The 22105-nt window shown below is 44.0% G+C and carries 19 protein-coding genes; 7 read left to right on the top strand and 12 right to left on the bottom strand.

Annotated features, from left to right (window positions below):
- Positions 1-5: 5 nt before the first annotated feature.
- The 3 genes from Aso01_RS13555 to trxA all read right to left on the bottom strand — a co-directional run bounded on the left by Aso01_RS13555 (position 6) and on the right by trxA (position 2624).
- The gene (locus Aso01_RS13555; protein ID WP_004940457.1) at positions 6-272 is read right to left on the bottom strand and encodes a hypothetical protein; all 267 of its coding nucleotides are present in this window, start codon (positions 270-272) and stop codon (positions 6-8) included.
- 418 nt (positions 273-690) lie between these two features.
- Positions 691-1959 carry a transcription termination factor Rho gene (gene rho, locus Aso01_RS13550; RefSeq protein WP_004940453.1) on the bottom strand — a complete coding sequence of 423 codons (1269 nt, stop codon included), beginning with the start codon at positions 1957-1959 and terminating at the stop codon, positions 691-693.
- 338 nt (positions 1960-2297) lie between these two features.
- Positions 2298-2624 (bottom strand): thioredoxin, encoded by a 327-nt coding sequence (trxA, locus tag Aso01_RS13545; RefSeq protein ID WP_004940451.1) that lies wholly within the window; start codon positions 2622-2624, stop codon positions 2298-2300.
- Between the two features lie 277 nt (positions 2625-2901).
- Here trxA and ppx point away from each other — a divergent pair, with 277 nt between their 5' ends.
- Genes ppx through Aso01_RS13520 form a run of 5 tightly spaced genes read left to right on the top strand, consistent with a single transcriptional unit; the run spans position 2902 to position 8011 of the window.
- The gene (ppx, locus tag Aso01_RS13540; protein ID WP_004940447.1) at positions 2902-4422 is read left to right on the top strand and encodes an exopolyphosphatase; all 1521 of its coding nucleotides are present in this window, start codon (positions 2902-2904) and stop codon (positions 4420-4422) included.
- 35 nt (positions 4423-4457) lie between these two features.
- Positions 4458-5282, top strand: coding sequence for an acetyl-CoA carboxylase carboxyltransferase subunit alpha (locus tag Aso01_RS13535; RefSeq protein ID WP_004940445.1), 825 nt, complete (start codon positions 4458-4460; stop codon positions 5280-5282).
- Positions 5219-6595, top strand: a complete 1377-nt coding sequence (gene tilS, locus Aso01_RS13530; RefSeq protein ID WP_081401059.1) for a tRNA lysidine(34) synthetase TilS — start codon at positions 5219-5221, stop codon at positions 6593-6595. The genes Aso01_RS13535 and tilS overlap by 64 nt, the downstream gene beginning before the upstream one ends.
- Positions 6592-7428 carry a pyrroline-5-carboxylate reductase gene (proC, locus tag Aso01_RS13525; RefSeq protein WP_004940440.1) on the top strand — a complete coding sequence of 279 codons (837 nt, stop codon included), beginning with the start codon at positions 6592-6594 and terminating at the stop codon, positions 7426-7428. The genes tilS and proC overlap by 4 nt, the downstream gene beginning before the upstream one ends.
- Before the next feature lie 16 nt (positions 7429-7444).
- The gene (locus Aso01_RS13520) at positions 7445-8011 is read left to right on the top strand and encodes a YggT family protein (protein ID WP_004940437.1); all 567 of its coding nucleotides are present in this window, start codon (positions 7445-7447) and stop codon (positions 8009-8011) included.
- A gap of 50 nt (positions 8012-8061) precedes the next feature.
- Here the strand turns inward: Aso01_RS13520 and polA are convergent, their stop codons facing one another.
- Entirely contained in the window at positions 8062-10824 is a 2763-nt protein-coding gene (polA, locus tag Aso01_RS13515; protein ID WP_004940435.1) for a DNA polymerase I, read from the bottom strand.
- Positions 10825-10979: 155 nt separating this feature from the next.
- Between polA and Aso01_RS13510 the strand changes: the two genes are divergently transcribed.
- Positions 10980-13859, top strand: a complete 2880-nt coding sequence (locus Aso01_RS13510) for a DUF2339 domain-containing protein (protein WP_004940433.1) — start codon at positions 10980-10982, stop codon at positions 13857-13859.
- Positions 13860-14046: 187 nt separating this feature from the next.
- Here Aso01_RS13510 and Aso01_RS13500 read toward each other — a convergent pair whose 3' ends face one another.
- Together Aso01_RS13500 and Aso01_RS13495 are read right to left on the bottom strand one after the other, a co-directional pair.
- Positions 14047-14967 carry a mechanosensitive ion channel family protein gene (locus Aso01_RS13500; protein WP_004940428.1) on the bottom strand — a complete coding sequence of 307 codons (921 nt, stop codon included), beginning with the start codon at positions 14965-14967 and terminating at the stop codon, positions 14047-14049.
- An 8-nt stretch (positions 14968-14975) separates the two neighbouring features.
- Positions 14976-15797 carry a DUF432 domain-containing protein gene (locus Aso01_RS13495; protein WP_004940426.1) on the bottom strand — a complete coding sequence of 274 codons (822 nt, stop codon included), beginning with the start codon at positions 15795-15797 and terminating at the stop codon, positions 14976-14978.
- Positions 15798-15897: 100 nt separating this feature from the next.
- On the opposite strand from Aso01_RS13495, the gene gspE reads away from it, so the two are divergent.
- Positions 15898-17388: a type II secretion system ATPase GspE gene (gspE, locus tag Aso01_RS13490; RefSeq protein ID WP_004940423.1), complete on the top strand. Its 1491-nt coding sequence runs from the start codon at positions 15898-15900 to the stop codon at positions 17386-17388.
- 46 nt (positions 17389-17434) lie between these two features.
- Here gspE and Aso01_RS13485 read toward each other — a convergent pair whose 3' ends face one another.
- The 6 genes from Aso01_RS13485 to Aso01_RS13460 form a co-directional block, all read right to left on the bottom strand.
- A complete protein-coding gene (locus tag Aso01_RS13485) occupies positions 17435-17866 on the bottom strand; it encodes an organic hydroperoxide resistance protein (RefSeq protein WP_004940419.1) in 432 nt (143 codons plus the stop codon).
- An 85-nt stretch (positions 17867-17951) separates the two neighbouring features.
- Entirely contained in the window at positions 17952-18389 is a 438-nt protein-coding gene (locus Aso01_RS13480; protein WP_004940417.1) for a MarR family winged helix-turn-helix transcriptional regulator, read from the bottom strand.
- Between the two features lie 89 nt (positions 18390-18478).
- Positions 18479-19303 (bottom strand): carbon-nitrogen hydrolase family protein, encoded by an 825-nt coding sequence (locus Aso01_RS13475; protein WP_004940414.1) that lies wholly within the window; start codon positions 19301-19303, stop codon positions 18479-18481.
- A gap of 22 nt (positions 19304-19325) precedes the next feature.
- On the bottom strand, positions 19326-19847 hold the full coding sequence (gene gigB / locus Aso01_RS13470; protein WP_004940412.1) for an anti-anti-sigma factor GigB: 522 nt from the start codon (positions 19845-19847) through the stop codon (positions 19326-19328).
- Positions 19848-19960: 113 nt separating this feature from the next.
- Complete coding sequence (gene gigA / locus Aso01_RS13465; protein WP_004940408.1) at positions 19961-20929, bottom strand: RsbU family protein phosphatase GigA; 969 nt, start codon at positions 20927-20929, stop codon at positions 19961-19963.
- A 123-nt stretch (positions 20930-21052) separates the two neighbouring features.
- Entirely contained in the window at positions 21053-21856 is an 804-nt protein-coding gene (locus Aso01_RS13460; protein ID WP_162897613.1) for an MlaA family lipoprotein, read from the bottom strand.
- Positions 21857-22105: the final 249 nt, after the last annotated feature.

Raw genomic sequence — 22105 nt, 5'->3', positions numbered from 1 at the left:
CTAGATTATTTAGCAGCAGCTGAAGAAGCAGCTTGAGCAGCGTCAGTAGCAGCAGCAGCAGCGTTAGTAGCAGCGTCAGCAGCAGCAGCAGCAGAAGCAGGAGCTGAAGTAGCAGCAGCGTCTACAGCAGCTTGAGCTTCAGAAGCAGCAGCAGTTGCTTGAGAAGCAGCTGTGTTAGCGTCAGCAGCAGCTTGTTCAGTTTTCTTTGCACAACCAACGAAAGCTAAAGTAGTAGCGATAGCAGCAGCAATTGCGATTTTCTTGAATAACATGGCATCACTCTCATAAAAAAATTGAGATTAAAAAAAACCTACGTTAGCCTGTTTGTGCTTTAATTATTCCTAAAACGTGGTTAGGTAACAACGCATAGAGCAGTCTAACTGGTCTGCGGATATGCTATCACTGCCCTTTGCGAATTACTACTGCCTGATGTGAAAAAGTGGCTAAAAAAACGATAAAATTGTCTGATTTTTAACAGAAAATAACAATAAAGACTGAATTTTATATTGGATGAACACGGGTTAACTAGTTAAATTTTATACAGTTTTTATAATTGAAGATGATATTAATCAAGTGCTTACACGAAATTTAACATAGAAAATCGTCAATTGTATATTTATGTAAATTAAGTCAACCAAACAAAAAAGGCTGTCGTTATAGACAGCCTAGATTGAGTATTTGCAGCAAAACTTAGTTTGCGGCTTTACGCTTCATTTGGTCAAAGAAATCATCATTGGTTTTGGTTTCTTTCATACGATCCAGTAAGAACTCCATTGCGGCAAGCTCATCCATAGGATGAAGCAATTTACGCAAGATCCAGACTTTACGCAGGTTATCTTCGTCCATCAGGCGTTCTTCACGACGCGTACCAGATTTCTTGATATTCATCGCAGGGAAGACACGCTTTTCAGCAATACGACGATCTAGGGTAATCTCTTGGTTACCTGTACCTTTGAATTCTTCGTAGATCACATCATCCATTTTACTGCCAGTTTCAATTAAGGCAGTTGAGATGATGGTCAGTGAGCCACCTTCTTCGATATTACGTGCAGCACCAAAGAAACGCTTTGGACGCTCAAGTGCATGCGCATCGACACCACCAGTCAAGACTTTACCCGATGATGGAATCACCGTGTTGTACGCACGTGCAAGGCGGGTAATCGAGTCAAGCAAAATCACCACATCTTTTTTGTGTTCAACCAAGCGTTTGGCTTTTTCAATCACCATTTCGGCCACTTGAACATGACGTGCAGGTGATTCATCAAAGGTTGAAGCAACCACTTCACCGCGTACGGTACGTTCCATTTCGGTGACTTCTTCTGGACGTTCGTCGATCAGAAGAACAATCAGGAACACTTCTGGGTTATTGCGAACAATCGATTGTGCAATACTTTGCAACAACATGGTTTTACCGGCTTTTGGCGGCGCAACGATAATTGAACGCTGACCTTTACCAATCGGTGCGATTAAGTCGACTACACGCGTCGTTAAATCTTCTGTGGTGCCGTTACCCAGCTCCATCACCAGTTGTTCGGTTGGGAAAAGCGGTGTGAGGTTTTCAAATAAAATTTTATTACGCGAGTTTTCAGGCGTATCGTAGTTAATCTGGTTAACTTTAAGCAATGCAAAGTAACGTTCACCTTCTTTAGGTGGGCGAATCGTTCCTGTGATGGTGTCACCGGTGCGCAAGTTAAAGCGACGGATCTGGGACGGGCTCACATAAATGTCGTCTGGACCTGCCAGATAAGAACCAGCAGCTGAACGTAAAAAACCAAAACCATCAGTGAGAATTTCGAGAACACCGTCGCCAAAAATCTCTTCGCCATTCATTGCATGACGTTTCAAGATGGCAAAGATAATATCTTGCTTGCGGTTACGAGCCATACCTTCAAGGCCCATAAACTCTGCAATCTTAATGAGTTCGCCAATCGGTTTTTTCTTGAGTTCGGTTAAATTCATAAGTGGTCAGATAGATAAAAGGAGTGTGTGGAGCACAGAAATGGAAAGAGATAAAGGTCAGCCGCAAGCATTCAAATGACGATAAGAATCGCACTTGCATAATCACAAACGCAGAAGTTTGTTTGGTTATTTCAGTATAGAAATAGATGAAGCAATTTCTGTTGCCGAGCGGCGATCTTATGTTTTGTGTCTTGCGAAAAGGAGGCAAATGAAGTGATTTTCCTTCAGCACTTCCTGCTCAAGAACTATAAGTCAGATCAGGGTAATTGTCAATTTCCATGCAAAAAAAATACGCTATCGAACAATAGCGTATTTGATGATGATGCGTATAAATCGGCTTATACGTTGTCATCGATAAATGCAGCAAGTTTTGAACGCGGTGCAGCGCCAACTTGTTGAGCAACCACTTCACCATCTTTGAAAAGTAAAAGTGCAGGGATGTTGCGAATGTTGTATTTCACTGCAGTATCTTCACATGCAGTTACATCCACTTTTACAATTTTGACTTTACCTTCGTATTCACGAGACAGGTCTTCAAGAACAGGTGCAATTGCTTTACAAGGTGCACACCAGCCTGCCCAGAAATCTACAAGAACGGGAGTTTCAGCATCTAAAACGTCTGCTTGGAAGTTAGCATCGGTTGTATTTACAATAGTGGCAGACATAGGTCGCTCCAAATTTATTTTTTGCGGATATAGAAGTTAGACAAATACAGAAATTAAGTATGACATAACCTTCTAGATCAATATAAGGGTTGATTCGTATTATTCAAGGTTATGTGAATTTTGTCTAATGGATGCTTGCGATACTTGTAATCGTAATCCACTATCGTAAAATGGCGATCTAAGGGGAAATCAAGCTTAAAAGATCAGCGAAATGGCTTTTCAATTGGGTGCGTGTGAATTAATCTTAGCGACAATTTTATAAAGGTTTATATCAATAATGGCTGATTTTTTGATAGATGAAGAATTACTTGCTGCCATCGATATGGGATCGAACAGTTTTCACTTGGCCATTGCACGTGTAGATCATGGCGAAGTAAAAAAAGTGGCTTCTATGTCAGAAAAGGTTCAGCTGGCAGCGGGCCTAGATGAAAATAAAAATTTAACCGAAGCTGCACAACAGCGGGGACTTGCATGTCTGGCTCGTTTTGTCGGACGTTTAGGGTCGGTGCAGCCCAACCGTTTACGAATCGTGGCGACCAATGCGCTTCGACAAGCCAAAAATGGTCATGAATTTATTCAGCGTGCGGCTGAAATTTTACCTAAACCCATTGAAATTATTGCAGGGCGTGAAGAAGCTCGCCTGATTTACTTGGGCGTATCGCATACCATGGCCAATGGTGGGCGTCGTTTGGTCGTCGACATTGGCGGCGGGTCGACCGAGTTTATTATTGGCGAAGAATTTGAGCCGATTCAAACTGAATCCTTACAAATGGGCTGTGTGGCATTTACTAAAGCTTATTTCGCTGAAGGAGAAATCAGCGCCAAGATTTTTGATAAGGCTGTCGTGGCTGCACGCAAAGAGCTTTCGGCAATTGCCAATATCTATAAAGCTGAAGGGTGGGATACCGTTGTGGGATCCAGCGGTACCATCAAGGCGGCCAAACAGATTATGGTCAATATGGGGCTAAGCGACGAGCAAGAAAATGTTACGCGTGAGGGCCTTGAAAAATTAAAAGACAAATTACTGAAGTTCCGTCATATCAGTGAAATTGATTTTGAGGGACTAAAAGAAGATCGACGAGCAGTTTTGCCAGCTGGATTGGCCATTTTGTTCGCAGTATTTGATGTTTTGAATATTGATAAACTGGCTTATTCAGACGGCGCACTGCGTGAAGGGGTGATGTACGATCTGCTTGGGCGCTTCAAACATGAAGACATCCGTGACCGCAGTGTACAGGCCTTAATGGGGCGCTACAATGCCGACACCAAACAGGCCGAGCGAGTAGTGAATACTGCACAGCAACTCTTTGATCATGTTGCTGATCGTCTGGATTTAGTCAGTGAAGACAGTGACTTATTGCGTCGCGCTGCCTATTTACACGAAATTGGTTTGGCCATCAGTCATGGTGGATACCATCGCCATGGTGCATATTTATTGCAACATTCTGATATTCCCGGCTTTTCACAAATTGACCAAAACCATCTGTCGCATCTGGTTGCACATCATCGCCGTAAATTGCGCAGTGATGTTAAAACCGATGTTTTAAAGGTGGGTGGGGTCAAACTGATGTATTTATGTTTACTTCTTCGCCTTGCTGTTTTACTCAACCATAGTCGCAGTGATCAGATGCTTCCTGCCATTGAATTAAACATTGTAAATGATCAACAATGGCAACTTAGCGTTTCTGGTGATGCCAAACAATGGCCATTGCTGGTTGCCGATTTGCATGATGAGCAAGAGCAATTTAAGCACTGGGACATTGAGTTGAATATTCAGTCGGAAAAATTTATCGATTAACTCGATTTGGTTAATTTAGGGATAATGCTCGACTTATGAAAAATAAAGCTGCTCAGTCTAAAGCGTGGACAACGGTTCAAATTGCGCGACACCCAGATCGTCCGCAGTTTTTAGATTATGTCGGTGAAATCTTCACTGAATTTGATGCGCTGCACGGTGACCGTCTATTTGGTGATGACGGTGCGATGGTGGGTGGTTTGGCTCGCTTTGAAGGTCGTCCTGTGATGGTCGTGGGTCAACATCGTGGCCGTAGTACACGTGAAAAACTCAAGCACAACTTCGGGATGTGTAATCCTGAAGGCTACCGCAAATCACAACGTTTGCTCGATATGGCAGAACGTTTTAACCTGCCGGTATTTACGTTTATTGACACCATGGGTGCTTATCCGGGTGTAGGTGCAGAAGAGCGCGGTCAAGCTGAAGCAATTGCAACCAGTTTGGCACAGCTTTCAAGCCTAAAAGTACCTGTGATTGCTACCGTATTGGGTGAAGGTGGTTCAGGTGGTGCACTTGGAATTGGTGTGGCAGACCGCGTTATCATGTTATCGCACAGTATTTATTCAGTGATTTCACCTGAAGGCTGCGCATCGATTTTGTGGAAAACGGCTGAAAAAGCAGAACAAGCCAGTGATGCTTTGGCATTGACCGCAGATAAACTACAAAAAATCGGTATTGTAGAGTATGTGGTCGATGAAGGTGAAGGCGCGCATGTCAATCCAGATCAGGTTATGCAAAATCTGCAAGTCGTGTTAAAACAAGCGCTCGATGAATTGCTAGCTATGGATGCAGATGAACGATGCGAAGCGCGTTACCAACGTTTAATGAAATTTGGCAGCGAAAATTTAGGCATCGCCTCTTAATACAGGCCCAGCAATTCTCTGCTGATTCGGTCTTTCTCATTGGATGCAGTGGTGGTATGGATTCCATGCTACTGCTGCATGTAATGTCTGAACTCTTTCCTCATAACATTCGTGCCATTTATATCGACCATCAGCTGCAATCGAGCAGCCGTGCATGGGGCGATTTTATCCAGAATTTTGCACAGCAACATCAGATTCCAGTCACCATCCAACCCGTCGATGTTGAGGCAGGCAACCTTGAAAATCAGGCACGCCAAGCACGTTATGCTGCCTTTTTACGCCATGCACAGCCCAACGATATTCTGGTGTTGGCACATCATCAAAACGATCAGGCCGAAACCGTATTACTTCGCCTTCTTTCAGGCACTGGTGTTCAGGGCTTAGCGGCCATGAAGGAACACGATCACATTCAGACACTTCGTCGCTGGCGTCCTTTTTTATCACTGTCTCGGCAGCAGATTCAGGCGTGGGTAGATCAACTTGCATTGCCTTATGTACAAGATGAGACCAATTTTGACACACGCTATGATCGTGCTTGGTGTCGGGAGCAGCTTTGGCCGCTACTGGAACAACGCTTTCCCAAGATGCAAGACGCGGTTGCGCGTACCAGTGTATTGATGCAAGACGCGCAAACCATTTTAGATGAGGTGTTGCAACAAGATTTAGCTACCACGGGTTCGGACAACCATCTGATGCTGCAACCATTTTTAGAGCTTTCAGCTGCCCGCCAGAGGCAACTGTTATCGTTTTGGATGAAAGGCAAAGAAACGTACAGGCCTTCTCTGGATATGGTGAACCGTCTGCAAGAGGAAGTCATTCACGCTAAAGCCGATGCTCAAGCTGCCTTACATTGGAACGGTTTTTATTATGTTCGCTATCAGCAGATTTTGCATCGTATTGCACATGCCGCTTATACCGCTCAAACATTGCCTCAGCAGCAAACACTTGCTGACCTGAAACTCGATCACATGCTTGAGTTGTCATCGGGTCGTTATATCTTAAAAGCAGCAGATATTGGACTATCTAGAGCTCTTCTGGCACGTGAGCTCACTGTGCTGGCACGTCAGGGCGGCGAAAAGATTCATCTTTATGGTCGGGTTGGACATTGGCCACTTAAAAAAGCGATTCAGAACGCACAAATTTTCCCTTGGTTACGTCACACAATTCAAATATTGCTGGTAGATAATGTTATGCTAGGGGTTTTTACGCCCAATGGGTTTTGGCTGGCACAATCTGACTATTGTGAAGTCGGGGGATGGCAACCTTATTTAATTTCTGACGTCAATCATTTGCGAGTTGAGCATAATTCATGAGTGCGACATTAAATTCAAATATCACATTTATTGGTGGTGGTAATATGGCGCAAGCCCTGATTGGGGGGCTGGTTGCGCGTGGATTACCCTCAACTCGGATTACCGTTTCTGATCCGGTCGAAGCAATTCGCCAAGTACTTCAAGAAAAAGAAATTCATGCCATCGATGATAATCTTCAAGCGATTAAAAATGCAGATGTTGTGGTATTGGCTGTTAAACCGCAGGTATTGGCTCAGGTACTTAAGCCACTTCAAGGCTTGTTTGAAGATAAACTGATTGTGTCTGTGATTGCTGGTGCAGAGATTGCAACGATTGCCGCTTTAACCGGAGCCGAGCGTATTGTGCGTGTAATGCCCAATACACCAGCTTTGGTACAAACGGGTGCACATGGCTTGTATGCACACGAGACAGTCAGTGCAAAAGATCGTGAACTGGCTAGCCAAATTCTAGCAGCTACAGGTCTGACCATCTGGGTACAGTCTGAGGCACAGATCGATGCAGTCACAGCGGTTTCTGGCTCTGGTCCGGCGTACTTTTTTTACCTGATGGAAAGCATGATCCGTGCGGGTAAAAACATGGGACTAGATGAAAAAGTTGCCGCCGCATTGACGCTGCAAACCGCATTGGGTGCAGCGCAAATGGCCATTACCAGTTCGAGCACTCCGTCTGAGTTAAGAAAAAATGTGACTTCTCCAAACGGAACGACTCAGGCCGCACTTGAAGTATTTGATCGTGCTCAAATCTCTCAAAATATTCAGGCTGCGCTTGCCGCAGCGCAAAAAAGAAGTCAAGAGTTAGCCCGCGAGCTCAGCGACAGCACCAAAACGACTTAAGTAGGATAGGAACACTATGGCGAGTTCTGCGCTCATTTTTGGTATTTTAATTAATGTTGCCATTTTATTGGTATTTTTTCGATTTCTCATCCAGTTGACCGGGGTTACTCCCTATAATCCTGTGGTTTTATCTACCGTTAAAGCCACCAAAATTGTAGATATTTTTAGCCGTATTTTCCCAACGGTTGCCAAAGGCCGCGTGAACCTTGCAGCGATTGCGCTGTTGGTCGTGCTGTATTTACTTAAGATTTTTGGTGTGATGTATCTTTCGGGTGCAATGCCAAATAGTCCGATTCATTTGCTGATTCTGACTTTTGTCACCATGATTCAGGATTTAATCCGTTTTTGTCGTTACCTGATTTTTGCTACGATTATTTTGAGCTGGGTGGTGATGTTTACCCAGTCTCGCTCGCCTTATATCGAAGTGATTCAAGAACTTGCCGAACCTTTACTGGCACCTTTTCGCCGGTTATTGCCAAACATGGGCATGATTGATTTATCGCCTATTTTGGCCTTTTTGGCGTTGTATATTGCTGAAATTCTGATGAATGAAGTGGCTAAAGTTCTTCTGACCGGACTATAAGTTGCTTTAAAAAAAGGCCGATTTGATCGGCCTTTTTTTATGGAACATGCTTAATGGGCTTCTTCCCAGTTTAAACCTTTACCGACTTCCACCAGTAAAGGAACCGAAATATCGACCACCGATTGCATGGTGGCTGCAAGCTGTGGTGCAAGCTGGTCTGCAACTGCCGCATCGACTTCAAAAACCAGTTCATCGTGTACTTGCAGCAGTAACTTGGCTTGATCTTTTGGCAGCATTTTATCGACTTTAATCATCGCCAATTTAATAATATCGGCAGCACTGCCTTGCAGCGGTGCATTAATTGCGGCGCGCTCGGCACCTTTACGTACCATCATGTTGCGTGCATCGATATCTGGCGTGTATAAGCGTCGTCCTAAAATGGTTTCGACAAAACCTTGCTCCAGTGCAATCTGGCGCGTGCGCTGCATGTATTCATAAATACCCGGGTAGCGCTGGAAATATTGCTTGATGTAATTTTGCGATTCTTCACGAGTGAATCCCAATTGACGAATCAAACCAAATTCAGACATACCATAGAGCAGGCCAAAATTGACGGCCTTGGCTTGTCGGCGCTGATCATTGGTGACGTCTTCCAGTGCGATGTTGAGTACTTCTGCCGCGGTACGTCGATGTACGTCCTGACCATTTTTAAACGCGTCAAGTAAGGCGTCATCCTGAGAAAAGTGCGCCATTAAACGCAATTCAATCTGTGAGTAATCGGCAGCCAACAATACTCGGCCTTCAGGTGCAATGAAGGCTTTACGAATTTGACGACCAATTTCACCGCGAATTGGAATATTTTGTAGGTTCGGATCAGACGATGACAAACGGCCTGTCGCAGTCAAGGCCTGATGATAACTGGTATGAACCCGATGCGTTTCGTTATGAGACTGCTCGACCAAACGGTCGGTATACGTGTTTTTGAGTTTAGAAAGCGTGCGATGTTCTAAAATCACCTCGGCAATCGGATGGTCAACTTTTTCCAAAATGCTTTCACTGGTACTGTGTTGTCCGGTGGCTGTTTTTTTGCCGCCTTTAAGCCCCATCTTATCGAACAGGATTTCACCCACCTGTTTGGGTGAGCTGACATTAAAGGTTTCACCAGCCAGTTCGATGGCCTGATCTTCAAGCCCTTGAATGGTGTTTGTGAATTCCCCACTTAACCGACCCAGAAAGTCATGGTCAAGTTTAATGCCTGCTTCTTCCATTCCGGCCAAGATACGCGCTACAGGGACTTCAATCTGGTACAAAAGCTGTTCAAGTTCTGGACTTTGTTTGAGTTTTTGCGCCAGTACCTCATAGAGTCGGTAGGTGACATGCGCATCTTCTGCGGCATAATGCGCAGCCACTTCAAGATCAATCTGATTAAAAGTTTTTTGTTTAGCGCCTTTACCTGCAATTTGCTCAAAGGTGGTGGTGAGGTGACTTAAATAGACCCGTGCCACATCATCCATGCCATGTCGTGTTGCGACCGAGTTCAGCACATAAGAGGCCAGCATGGTATCGAAGTACCAGCCTTTAAGTTCAATGCCATGATTCGCGAAGATATGTGCATCATACTTAAGATGATGGCCAATTTTACCAACCTGTTCATCTTCTAAAATGGGTTTAAGCTGAGCCAGTACCTGCTCACGGTTCAATTGTTCAGGTGCGTGTTCATAGTCATGAGCCAATGGCACGTAGTAGGCGTCTTGTGCATCAAACGCCACAGAGAAGCCCACCATTTGTGCTACACGATAATCTAAACTGGTGGTTTCAGTGTCGATTGCAAAGTGCTTTTCGCTCTGGAAGCGTTGCAATAAGGCATCCCAAGCAGCTTGTGTTAGCACTGTATGATAATTTGCCGTGCCAAGTTGATCATCTTCACTGGTCAGGCTGGCCTGATCTTCAGTTTCAATCGCAGGTGCAGTATGTATCTTTTCAATTTCTTGACTGGCTGCTTTGTAGCTGCTGCTTACCGGATTATTGGGATGATCTAGCGACTGTAACTGGTTTCTAAATTCAAGCTCGGTGTATAAATTGCGCAAACTTTCCACATGCGGTTCACGTAGTTGTAAGTCGTCCCAAGTCAGTGCAATATCGAGATCACACACAATACTGGCCAACTGATGGTCAATCGCAATACCATCTGCATGTTCCTTAATGTTTTGCCCGACTTTTCCCTTAATCTTGTCGACATTTTCCAAGATACCGCCAATCGAGCCATATTCTGTAAGTAATTTGGCTGCGGTTTTTGCGCCTACGCCCGGTACCCCCATAATGCCATCTGAGGCATCGCCCATCAGGGTGAGGTAGTCAATAATCTGATTTGGCCAGACACCAAACTTCTCAAATACACCCTGAATATCCATGGGTTTGTCTTTGAAGCTGTCTTCAAGCGTGACTTTTTCAGTCACAAGCTGTGCCATGTCTTTGTCGCCCGTCGAAATCAGAACCTGATGTCCTTCCTTTTCAGCACGTTTGGCCAGTGTTCCAATCACATCATCCGCTTCTGCACCCGGGAGCATATACAGCGGAATTCCCAAGGCCTTAATCAAGGCATGCAAATAAGGGATTTGCTGTGCGAGTTCCTCTGGCATGCTTGGACGATCACCTTTATAAATTGGCGAAAGTTCGTGACGAAATGTCGGTTCAGGAGTATCAAAAATCACAGCCATGTGCGTCGGCTGGGTACGACGCATTAACTTTTGAATGGCGGAAATGGCACCACGAATGGCATTGGTCTGAAGGCCTGTTGACGTGGTCAAGGGGGGGAGTGCATGAAACGCACGAAACAAAAAGTATGAGCCATCAACCAAGACAAATGGTGGCATTGAACATTTCCTCACAAACAATTAGCTCTTATTCTACGTGAAAAAGCATCAAAATGCTGAGATTCACTTTTACGGTTGTTTTGTATGTCTAAATATACGCTCAAGACATCATGGTTTAAAATGATAGTTCAATCCATGTGTTTGTTTTTTTGATCATGTATAAAAACGATAAACAAAAGATCAGCATCATCGTGCTTATGCTGGGCGTGGGCACAGTGATGAGCTATGTACTTCACGCGGCAAATCTAGCGGTTGTGCTGGGTACATTGATGCTGTTTGTGCTGATGTATTATCTCAATCGTTTAGACAAACGCCTTCAGCAGCTTGAGCAGCACCATGCGGTTGCCTTTTCAGTCACATCTATGCGTGGTTGGCAGTCTGGTGTTTGGCTGGGTGTATTGATCGCACTGATCGGTGGGTTTATTGGCGTTGTATGGATGCCAATCCTTGGTGCCGTGATCGGACTGTGGAGCTTGTTGCAGATGTTTAATGCTCTGACGGAGCGTTTAAATCACATTGAATCTCTCACATCCACACAGCACACAGATCGTCAGGTTTCTGATACAGCGTTCGATCGCCTAAAGACTGATCCCTCAAGTTCATCTTCTTCATCTGCACTCTCGACCTCGGCGCATCCCATTCAGGATGCGCAGTCACAACATACGTTACAGCCGCAGAATGTATTTTTATCTGAAGTCGCGCCATCGACTAAAGCTGTGTCAGCTCAGACCAAGACTTCAAATGCAGCAACATGGTGGCAGCCTGTTCAACACTGGTTATTGCACGGTAATCCAATTTTGCGTGTCGCGATTGTGGTGCTGATGATTGGGGTCGTGCTGTTGCTTCGTTTTGCCAGTGAGCACTGGCAATTAAGTTTGAGTGTGAAATTGCTGGCCATTGCACTAACGGGTGGTGCGGCGACAGTGCTTGGATTTTACTTGCGTCATAAAAATGCACTGTTTGCAGTGGCTTTACAAGGTGCAGGCCTTGCCATCATTTTCTTAACCTTGGTATTTGCGCATCACTTTGAGGTTATTGAAGAGCTGATGACCGCTAGCCTGTGTTTCGCAGTCTTACTGCTAATCACGATTGCCCTCAGTCTCTTTCAAAATGCACTGTATTTATCGATACTGGCACTGTCGATGGCCTATCTTGCGCCTCTTTTGATTCCACAGTACCACCCAGGGAGTGTGTTTTTACTCAGTTATTATTTGGTCATCAACCTTGCGGTTGCGGCGATTAATTTTGTCAAACCATGGAAGCTGCTTCATCAATTGGCTTTTGTGGCCACGGGTCTGATTGCGGGAAGTTATATCAGTGTATATGCCAAGCCCGAGCAGTATGCGGTTTTAGATCAAATTCTCTGGCTGCATATCGGATTATTTATCTGGCTAAGCATACGTTATAGTCAATTAATTAAAAAAGAATATCTAAGTCTTAAAGCACACAACCAGTTTGTGTTGCCGCCGTTAATAGATGTAGGGCTGATTTTTAGTGTGCCTATTCTGGGTTTTTCAATGCATGCGGTCTTGATGCAGCAGTCAAGTACGGCACTAACATTGGGAGCACTGGCACTCGGTGTGACCTATAGCGGACTCGCGTGGTGGATCAAGCAAAAACAATCAGAATTGTCGGTACTGGCCAAAAGCTTTTTTATCTTGGCAGTGGCCTTTATTTCTTTAATTTTTCCACTCTGGAAAGGTGCGCACTGGAGTGCTGTAGGTTGGGTGGTTCAGGGGGCTGCACTGATTGTGTGGGGCGTGACTGAGCGTTATTCAGTTAGTCGTTATTTAGGTTGTGTTTTGGTATTTTTAAGTTCTTTGGCACTATTTGATCAGTTTTGGTCTGTTCAGGGATTTCCGACGTTAAGCACCACCATTTATGCAATTGCCCAGTTTGTTGCTGCCTACTTTTTGTTTCAATTTGCCGAGCAGCAAAAACAACCGCCTATTTTGGCCAGTCTCTTTTTGGCTTTGGGGCTTTACGCTGGCGCATTGGCTGGTGTACACGCCTTGGCATGGCAATCGAGTGGTTTAAGTCCATATTTAGCGATCAGCGCGCTGTTGTTGTTTGGATTTGCTCGTTTTGTCGCGGCCAGAAAACAAAACACCAGCCATACGCCAGAACTCATTTTAGCTACGGTCTTACTGTTACTCAGCTACATAGAACTGGTTAACTATGGTTTGTTTGCAAGTTTTAAATGGCTGAACTTGATCCAGCAGTTGAATTTTGTGGTGGCACAAGGGTTCGTGCTGTTGTTGTTTTTACGCACCACACGTTACGCTGACGCTTCCTTAATCATGCAGCACGTTGCTGCTTCGGTGGTCTGGTTAGCACTTGCAGCACTCGGTCCAGTGCTGTGGCCAGCAGAAGCTATTTTATCTTTGGCACTCGCTCCGGTGGTGTATGCAATGGTCTGTATGTCTCGGGGTACTTCAGGTGTAATGCAGTATCCTGCGGTATGGGGCATCACTTGGATTTGGCTCATTGTGGTGAGTTTGCAGCAAGCGCCATTCGCCGCGTATCTATTGCCTGTGTTGAATCCGGTAGATGGATTGTCATTGATGGTACTGACGGCTTTACTCTGGGCAATTTACCGAAAAGAATTTTTGCCTCAACAGCATGGCTTAGAGTGGGCGAGTAAAGTCATAAGCATTTTAATGGCTCTTTTGGTACTCAGTAGTATCGTGGTGCGTGCATTACATGTCTATCTGGGAACACCGCTTTGGGGGATATCGATCTGGTCGAATGGTGCAGTACAACTGAGCCTGACTTTGCTGTGGGTCATTTTGGCCTTTGTGTTGATGACTTTTTCCAGCCAAAGACACATTCGTCAGATCTGGTTTGTCGGTGCAGCCTTACTGGGAATAGTGGTGATCAAACTGGTCAGTCTGGATTTGTCACAAAGTGGCACCTTAACTCGAGTGGTTTCGTTTATTGGTGCTGGAGGTGTGATGTTGGTCATTGCTTATCTGGCGCCTTTACCGCCTATTGAGAATAGGGATATAGAGAAAAAAACCGATGATCATAAATAGCTTAAAAATTCTATTTTTTGTCGTGATGATTTTAGGATGCCTGTATCTGTTGATGTGGGCATTTCATGGCTTTCCGATGCCTTCTGATTCATCTTTTGCTATTTCATCATTGGAATACAAAATTGAGATGGATGTGTCACCTAGTTGTATGGTTACACATCCTAGTGAATATTGTAGTTAATGGGATTTAAGCTTTAGGTTCACGCTTAAGTGATTCTTTATTGGCATATTGATCGATTTCATCTTCGTTTAGCGCGCTAATAGGTGGGCGATCAACAAAGCCCATTTTGGGTACTGGAATTTCAATTTGGTTTTCTAAAAAGCCATTGCGGATGCGTTCTTGCAATTCATCACGTGATTTTAAGAAAAATTCCTGCCTGCACCATACGGTAAATAAAAGCTCGATTGAAGATTCACGAAAAGCGGTAACGGTGACCTCAGGTTTCGGTTCATCTAGAGCCAATGGGTATTTAGATGCCACATCCAACAATACCTTGCGAACTTTCATGATGTCTTCTTGGAAGTTGATAGCTAGTGTAATGGGAATTCGTCGAATCGGATACTTTGACAGATTCATTACGGGTGCACGAATCAGTTGCTCATTTGGCAAACGTACATATACATTATCTAAAGTGAGCAGTTTGACCGACAGTAAATCGATTGAAATGACTTCGCCTTCAATGGTTTGACCACGTATTAGAGTAATCTGAATGGTGTCACCCACCTCAAAAGAGCCTTCACCAATCAGGAACAGTCCACTAATCAAGTTACTGGCCGAAGTTTGTGAGGCAAAACCCAGCGCTACGGTAAGAATCCCTGCTGCACCTAAAAATACACTGAGCTTAAAGCCCGCTTCTTTTAGGCTGGCCATCACAAAGATTAAGAAAATAAAATAAAAAATCCCGCGTCGCCACACCATGCTTTGATGGGCATTAAAACGATGCCCAATGGTACGAATAAACGTATTCGAGACCAGTCGGGCAATGATAAACCCGATTAAACACAGTACCAGTGCAACCAGCAATTCGCTCAGACGGTCCAGATTGATATTGGTAAAAATCCCTTTAAGACTCACGGCAACATCTTTCGGGATATTGGAATCAGCCATACTACGTCCTAGAAAAATGAATCAAACATATTAAACAATGCACCACCTGGTGAACGCGGTGGATGTACATAAATGACTTCACCGGCCAAAGGTGGCGTCCGGTTTTCAATCCGAATACGCGGTGGCTTGTCGTAGCCTTCATGCAAAACTTTAATTTGTGAGGTCCATAAGCGCTGTGTACTTTCACTGTAAAACAGAGGCAATGCAGCAACGGGGACATTCATCCGGTCAAATCGCAATTGCTGACTGCTGGTGTTGTGGAATTCGACAGGGGTTACGGCACGAAAGGCGCGTGGCTTGAGTTGGTTGATATCGGTACGCCCATCCACTGCGGTGGCATAACAGATTTCACCATTACGACGATCTGGGCCAAACCAAGTATCTTTAGGCTGAATCACTGGAAGATCAAACAATGGTTCACGCTGACCTTCGACAAAGCCTGCGATCCAAAGTGGCGTACTGATATATAAAGTACCGCGCTGGCCTGCCGGAATATAAATTGGATCGACTGGTTTAATCACCACAGAACGATCTGCAAGGCGTGGCATTAACTGAAAGGTTTCATGGGTTTTTTTAAACATGTAGCGTTCAATTTTACGCGGTTGTGGGCAGGCAAAATTGGTATCGGTAATTGAATGCCAGTTTTGTTCGTAATCGTATTGATATTGCGGACGATGATATTCCAGCCGCCATTCATTGATCCCACGCGTCAATCGAAAAAGCAGAGAACCAAATTGCCAAGCTTTGACTTGGTGTAATTCAAATGTATGCTCGCCCCACCATTTTAAATGTGGGGATGCAAGCTCCTGAAGGTCATGTTGTTGAGTCAAGTCGAAAAAATCCTCTGCTGAGTTTATCTAAAACGGACTTCACGCTGTCATACGCTTAGAGTACACTCAAAACTATCTTTATGATCATTATAAATTTGTGATGCAAATACTCAAACAAATACAAATTCCTTATAGTTTTGCAAAACGTCATGGTGTCTTGTTGAGATACGACGGTGATCAGGTTTTTATTGTTCGAAAACAAACAACCGCATGGATTGCATTACAAGAAGCACGCCGAATCGTGGGCAGGGCGGCACAATATGAACTTTGTGACGAGCAAAAGTTTAATGCTTTGCTCAGTTCTAGTTATGCTGGAGATCGTGGAGAGTCGCAGCAGGTCGCCGCAGGGCTAGAAGATCATCCTGACTTATTGAGTCTGGCAGACCAAGTACCCGAAGCAGAAGATTTGATGGATCAGGAGGATGATGCCCCGATTGTTCGTCTGATCAATGCCTTACTGTCAGAAGCAATTCGCGTCAATGCATCGGATATTCATATCGAGGCATTTGAGAAAAAGCTTTCCGTGCGGTTGCGTGTCGATGGTCAATTACGTGAAATTGTGCAGCCGCGCCGTGAACTGGCACCACTGTTGGTGTCACGGATTAAAGTAATGGCTAAGCTGGATATTGCTGAAAAACGCATACCTCAAGATGGCCGTATTTCTTTGCGTTTAGCTGGCCGTGAAGTCGATGTGCGTGTCTCGACTTTGCCGTCATCGCATGGTGAGCGGGTAGTGATGCGATTGCTCGATAAGCAGGCCGGTCGTTTAAATATGACGCATTTGGGGTTGATGCCCGAAGATTATGAGCGTCTGGATTATTTGGTTCATCGTCCACATGGGATTATTTTGGTCACGGGGCCTACAGGTTCAGGAAAAACCACGACACTTTACGCGGCTCTATCTGATTTAAATGACAATACTCGAAACATTCTAACGGCTGAAGATCCAATCGAATATCAGCTAGAGGGGATTGGTCAGACGCAGGTGAACAACAAAGTCGACATGACATTCGCGCGTGCCTTAAAGGCCATGTTACGGCAAGATCCAGACGTGGTCATGGTCGGCGAAATTCGTGATCTTGAAACGGCTGAAATTGCAGTTCAAGCCTCACTGACGGGTCACTTGGTTTTATCTACTTTGCACACCAATACGGCCATTGGCGCCGTGACACGTTTAAAAGATATGGGAATTGAACCCTTTTTATTGTCGAGTTCATTAATTGGTGTGATTGCACAGCGACTGGTTCGAACTTTATGTTCGCACTGCGCTACATGGCGCGAGGGAGACGACTTCGAACGGCAAATTTTTCAAAATGTACAATCTGATCGAACGCATCTTCAATTACCAGAAGCTCAAGGGTGTGAACATTGCTCCTATCTTGGATTTACTGGTCGAACAGCCATTTATGAAATTGTCCCTATCGATGAACATATCCGTCGTCTAATACATGGCAATGCTGCCGAATTTGAACTAGAAGCCTATGCACGTCGTAGCGCAGGTTCAATCCGAGACGATGGACTCAAAAAAGTATTGGCGGGTAAAACCACGCTCGAAGAAGTACTTCGTGTGACCAATCAAGCTGAAGAATAAAAAAAGCACCTCAATGGAGGTGCTTTTTTACAAACTGCTCAATCAATTAAGCATCGGTAACAATATTGAAATCGACATCAATGTTATTACGTGTTGCATTTGAGTATGGGCAGACAATATGCGCAGCATCGACCAGTTTTTTCGCTTCATCTGCGTCCATGCCTGGCAAGTGAACATGAAGTTTGACTTCAATACCAAATCCAGTTGGGATTGGACCAATACCAACGTCGCCTTCAACTGAAGCGTCTTTTGGAATATTGAATTTGTCACGGTTGGCAACAAACTTCATGGCACCAAGGAAACATGCAGAGTAGCCAGCTGCAAAAAGTTGTTCTGGGTTGGTACCACCACCTGCACCGCCCATTTCTTTAGGCACGGTCAGTTTTACATCCAAGATATTGTCCGAAGATGTTGCTCGACCATCACGGCCACCGGTTGCTTTAGCGTGTGCTGTGTATACAACTTTTTCTAATGACATTTTTAAACCACCTTTAATTTGTGTACAAATATATCGTACACGATATAAATAGGTGTGCAAGAGGTTTTTTTGTAATCAAATGCATTTATTTGCTGATATTTGTACGAAGTGCTTCGAGCTGAGACTTAAGCTGCATTAATTCATCTAAATCACATGCACTGGCTTGGGCGAGCTGATGCGGAATGTCTAGCGCCTGTGATTTAAGCTGTGCACCTTGATCTGTCAGTGAAATAATCACTTGACGCTCATCGCGCTTTGATCGCTGGCGTGTGAGGAGTTGTAACGATTCGAGTTTTTTTAACAGGGGTGTCAGGGTAGACGATTCTAAAAACAATTGTGCACCAATATCCGATACCGTTATATGATCCTTTTCCCAAAGCACCAACATGACCAAATACTGTGGGTAGGTGAGTCCGAGGGGGGCCAGTAACTTACGATATAACTGATGCAGCGCCAAATTGGTTGAATAAATCAAAAAACACAATTGATTATCAAGATGTAAAATAGAACTGTCTTGCTGCATAAAGGCCTCATGAGTCATTTGGCAAGTCTCAAGTATAGCCTTGTTTTCGCTATAACGACCAGTTAAGCGATGGCTTAGAAAGAAATGAATTAAAACTGGATGAGCTTGCGATGCTGCATTAAGGGCATTGATTCACGAATCTGCTGCTGCTCTGCACTGTCAAAATCAACTGTGATTAATCCAGTACCATCGTTTTGAATAATATCCAGCAGTTGCCCGCGACTATTCGCCGCAGCAGTGTGTCCCCAAGTTTGACGTTTTTCACCATGCCAGCCTTGTTGCGCGGCACCGAGTACATGGCATTGTGTATCCATTGCACGTGCTTGCAACAAGAGCTGCCAATGCATCTGACCCGTGGTATAGGTAAATGCAGCAGGTGCAGTTAATATCTGTGCATTTTGGGCACGTAAAGTTAATGCAAGTTCGGGGAAGCGTAAGTCATAGCACACCATTAAACCAATATGTCCAAATGGTGTATTGACGACAACAGGCTGATCACCCGGTTCAAAAAACTTTGACTCCTGATAACCACCCACCGCGTCGCCAACCTGAACATCAAATAGATGAATTTTGTCGTAGCGTGCTTCTGTACCTTCGGGGCTAATACATAAGCTTGATGTTCTGACACGACCATCCCGAATCACACTACCATCTGGGCGAAACGGACAAGGTAATGTACCTGCAACAATCCAGATGTTGTGTCGATGAGCCAGTTCTTCCAACTGGGCTTGTATCGATTCAAATTGAGCAGCAGTTTCACGTTGTTTGCCGGCAGCAAAACAAATGAAATTTTCCGGGAAAACAATTAACTCAGCCTGTTTGGCTTTACTTTCCTCAATCAGAGATTCAACGATACAGAAATTTGCTCCAATATCGTTTTGCGAATTCATTTGTGCAACAGAAAGTAAAGTCATGAGGTATAAGTCCGTTTAGGCGTCAAGCATTTTGCTTGGTGCAGGCCTGATCCAGAGTATCTTGTTCTTTTTGTAGTTGTTTCACAAGCGGCTCAAACATATTTTGGTTGTTTTCGTTGAGTCGCATTAGGGTTTTGTGCGCATCTAATACCGTGGTCAACATGGCATTATGAGTGATATGTTCTTCGGTGAGTTCCAACGTGCATACGTTTGGATCGCCACAATAATTCAAGATGACAAAAACCTGCCCAAGCCCCATGCTGTTGGCCAAGGTACTGATATCTGGATTGGTCGACAGCATAACTGCCTGAATGTGGTGCGTTTGCTTAAGTTTAAGACCCAGCTTTGCCAGAATGCCGAGAACTGTGCTGTCAATAAATGTTGTTCGGGTAAGATCTACGATCGCACCAACGACATTTTTCTGCTGTTCAATTCGGTTTAAAAGTTTATCAAGACTGATGCAAGATTGAGCACGCACTTCACCAATAAGTTTGAAAATATGCGTTCCATCTAAACTTGCATATTCAACATGACCTGTTGACATATAAATGCCATTTTCAGAGAAGGATAGCAAAATTATCACATAGGGTGAATCGATACTCAAGTGCTTGACAGTCGCATAATGATTTCAAAAGAATTAACCTATTGTTTTTTAAATTAATTCATTCTACATAAGCTTAAAATAGCAATGTCGTCTGCAACATGATCGGGTGCTTTGAATGATTGTTTTTGCAAATGATCGAGGAGTTGGGAAAACTGTTCATTCAATCCACCATCGAAAGGTTCAAGTGCACCGTCCGAGCAAACAATAAAACGTGTATGACGACTTAATGTACATTCATGTTCTTCAAAATCCAGCTCATCAGTCAGCCCTAAAGGGAAACTGCTGGTGGTTAAAATTTTTGGTGGTTGATCGGGTTCAAAAATAATCGGCGGTGGATAATGACCAGCACTTGACCAGCGAATTTGATGCGTTTGCAGATTTAAAATACCCGCCACAATCGTAATATGTTTTTCGATATTCTCTTGTAACAGCATTCCATTTAGTTTTTTCAGCAATTGACGAGGTGTTTTTGAGCGGCCGTGAAATGCAGCCATCCAAGAAGTCAGTAGACTGCTGGTCACACCATGGCCTGAAACGTCAGCCAAATAAAACAGGACTTCTTTGTCATTGAGCTTCCAGTAATCGTACCAGTCTCCAGACAAATACGCAGAAGGCTGAAAAAAAGCTTCAATCTTGTAATCTAGTAAGTCAATTGGATTGGGAAGTAATTTTTTTTGTAATTCAGCAGCAGCGGGCAGATCACGACTGTCTTGGTTACGTTTATATTTGGCATCAATTTTCAATAATGCTTCATTCGAGTTTTTAGGCAGACTTCCCCAGATCCAGCCTGCTAGGGCACCCATTTCCCATGCTTGTGAAAGCGCGGCACCTTCATGTTCAAATCCAAGTACAATCGTTGGTAACGACCACTGATAGTGTAGATAATCCTGCACATCAGCAATCGCGATAATCGTTGGATCGTAAAGGTCGATATCTTCTATGTGAATCACTTGTAGATCGGGCAACGCCTGAAGCGTTTCGTCTAAATTATAAATAGAACGAGTCGGTTGAATGAGATACATAGAGGATTGAACACTGCCTTTACAAGAAAACCGTATTTACCATAGTAGTAGATGTACTATAGAAAACAAAAGATTGCTAGAAGATGTCACATCCAGATAGCAATCTTCTTATTGGAAATAACGTTAGGGTTGTGGTGTGTCGCTGTCGTCTGACCCGTCATCATCGGTATCCACAAAATTAATTTGTTCAGACGAGTTTCCTTTCTTCTCTGCAATCTGGAAATTTTTACGTTGCAAATACAAGTCGCGAATTAGAGCGTACTTATCACCTTGTAAAATTTGTTCGATATCGAGCACTTGAGCACGTGTGTCAATTGCTTGCAGCACGTTAGTAGACCAATACAAACCATCTTGATCGTCCATAATATATTTTTGTGGACGAGCCTGACTGTCTGCTGCTAAGCCAACAGTATCACGTAATGTACTTGGCCCAAAAAACGGCAACATTAAGAATGGACCAGACGGAACACCATAATAACCCAGCGTGACGCCAAAGCTTTCTTCTTCAGGTGGTAGTCCAAGTCGACGTGCAGGGTCTGCCAGACCAAGCGTAGTTAAGGTGTTAATTGTAAAACGTCCTAATGTTTTTGCCGCACGGGTTGGTCTGCCTTGAATCAGCTGATTGACTGCATTCCAAGGTTCGCCTAGGTTTTTTCTAAACTGACGATACGAACCTCTTACATCTTCAGGTGTTTTAGCCACATATTGTACGGCCACAGGGCGGATTACATTACGATCTAAATAATCATTAAAAGCATAAAACTGACGGTTTAAGGGCTGTAAAGGATCTTTCACTTCATCGGGCTGAGATGCTTTTGCATTTACCTTAAAGTCACTGGCTTTAACATTTTTTAATTCAGACTTGAGATTACGTAAAGATTGAAAGTGAGTTGATGATTGCGTAGAGGGTTCTACATCGGCTTGCATACTGTCAGAAGCCACAGCGTTGGCATTAGTATTTTGCTCCGCGGTGTCTTGGGCAAACACATAACCAGATAGACCTGCCGACAAGAGACCAGCAAAAAAAAGTTTTGAATAATGCATAGAATTCCTTAACCACCATCTCGAAGGTGAAAGCTTATATGATTTTAAATAAGATCATTTTTATTTAACAGTTTCCTTATAGCTACTATTAAAGCAAAAAAACTTTAAAAAAGGCATAAAAAAAGCAAAAAA

It is taken from the genome of Acinetobacter soli, from assembly GCF_000760595.1.
GTDB lineage: Bacteria > Pseudomonadota > Gammaproteobacteria > Pseudomonadales > Moraxellaceae > Acinetobacter > Acinetobacter soli.
The sequence above is the reverse complement of the archived record's forward strand: the minus strand, read 5'-3'. Positions and strand labels throughout refer to the sequence as shown.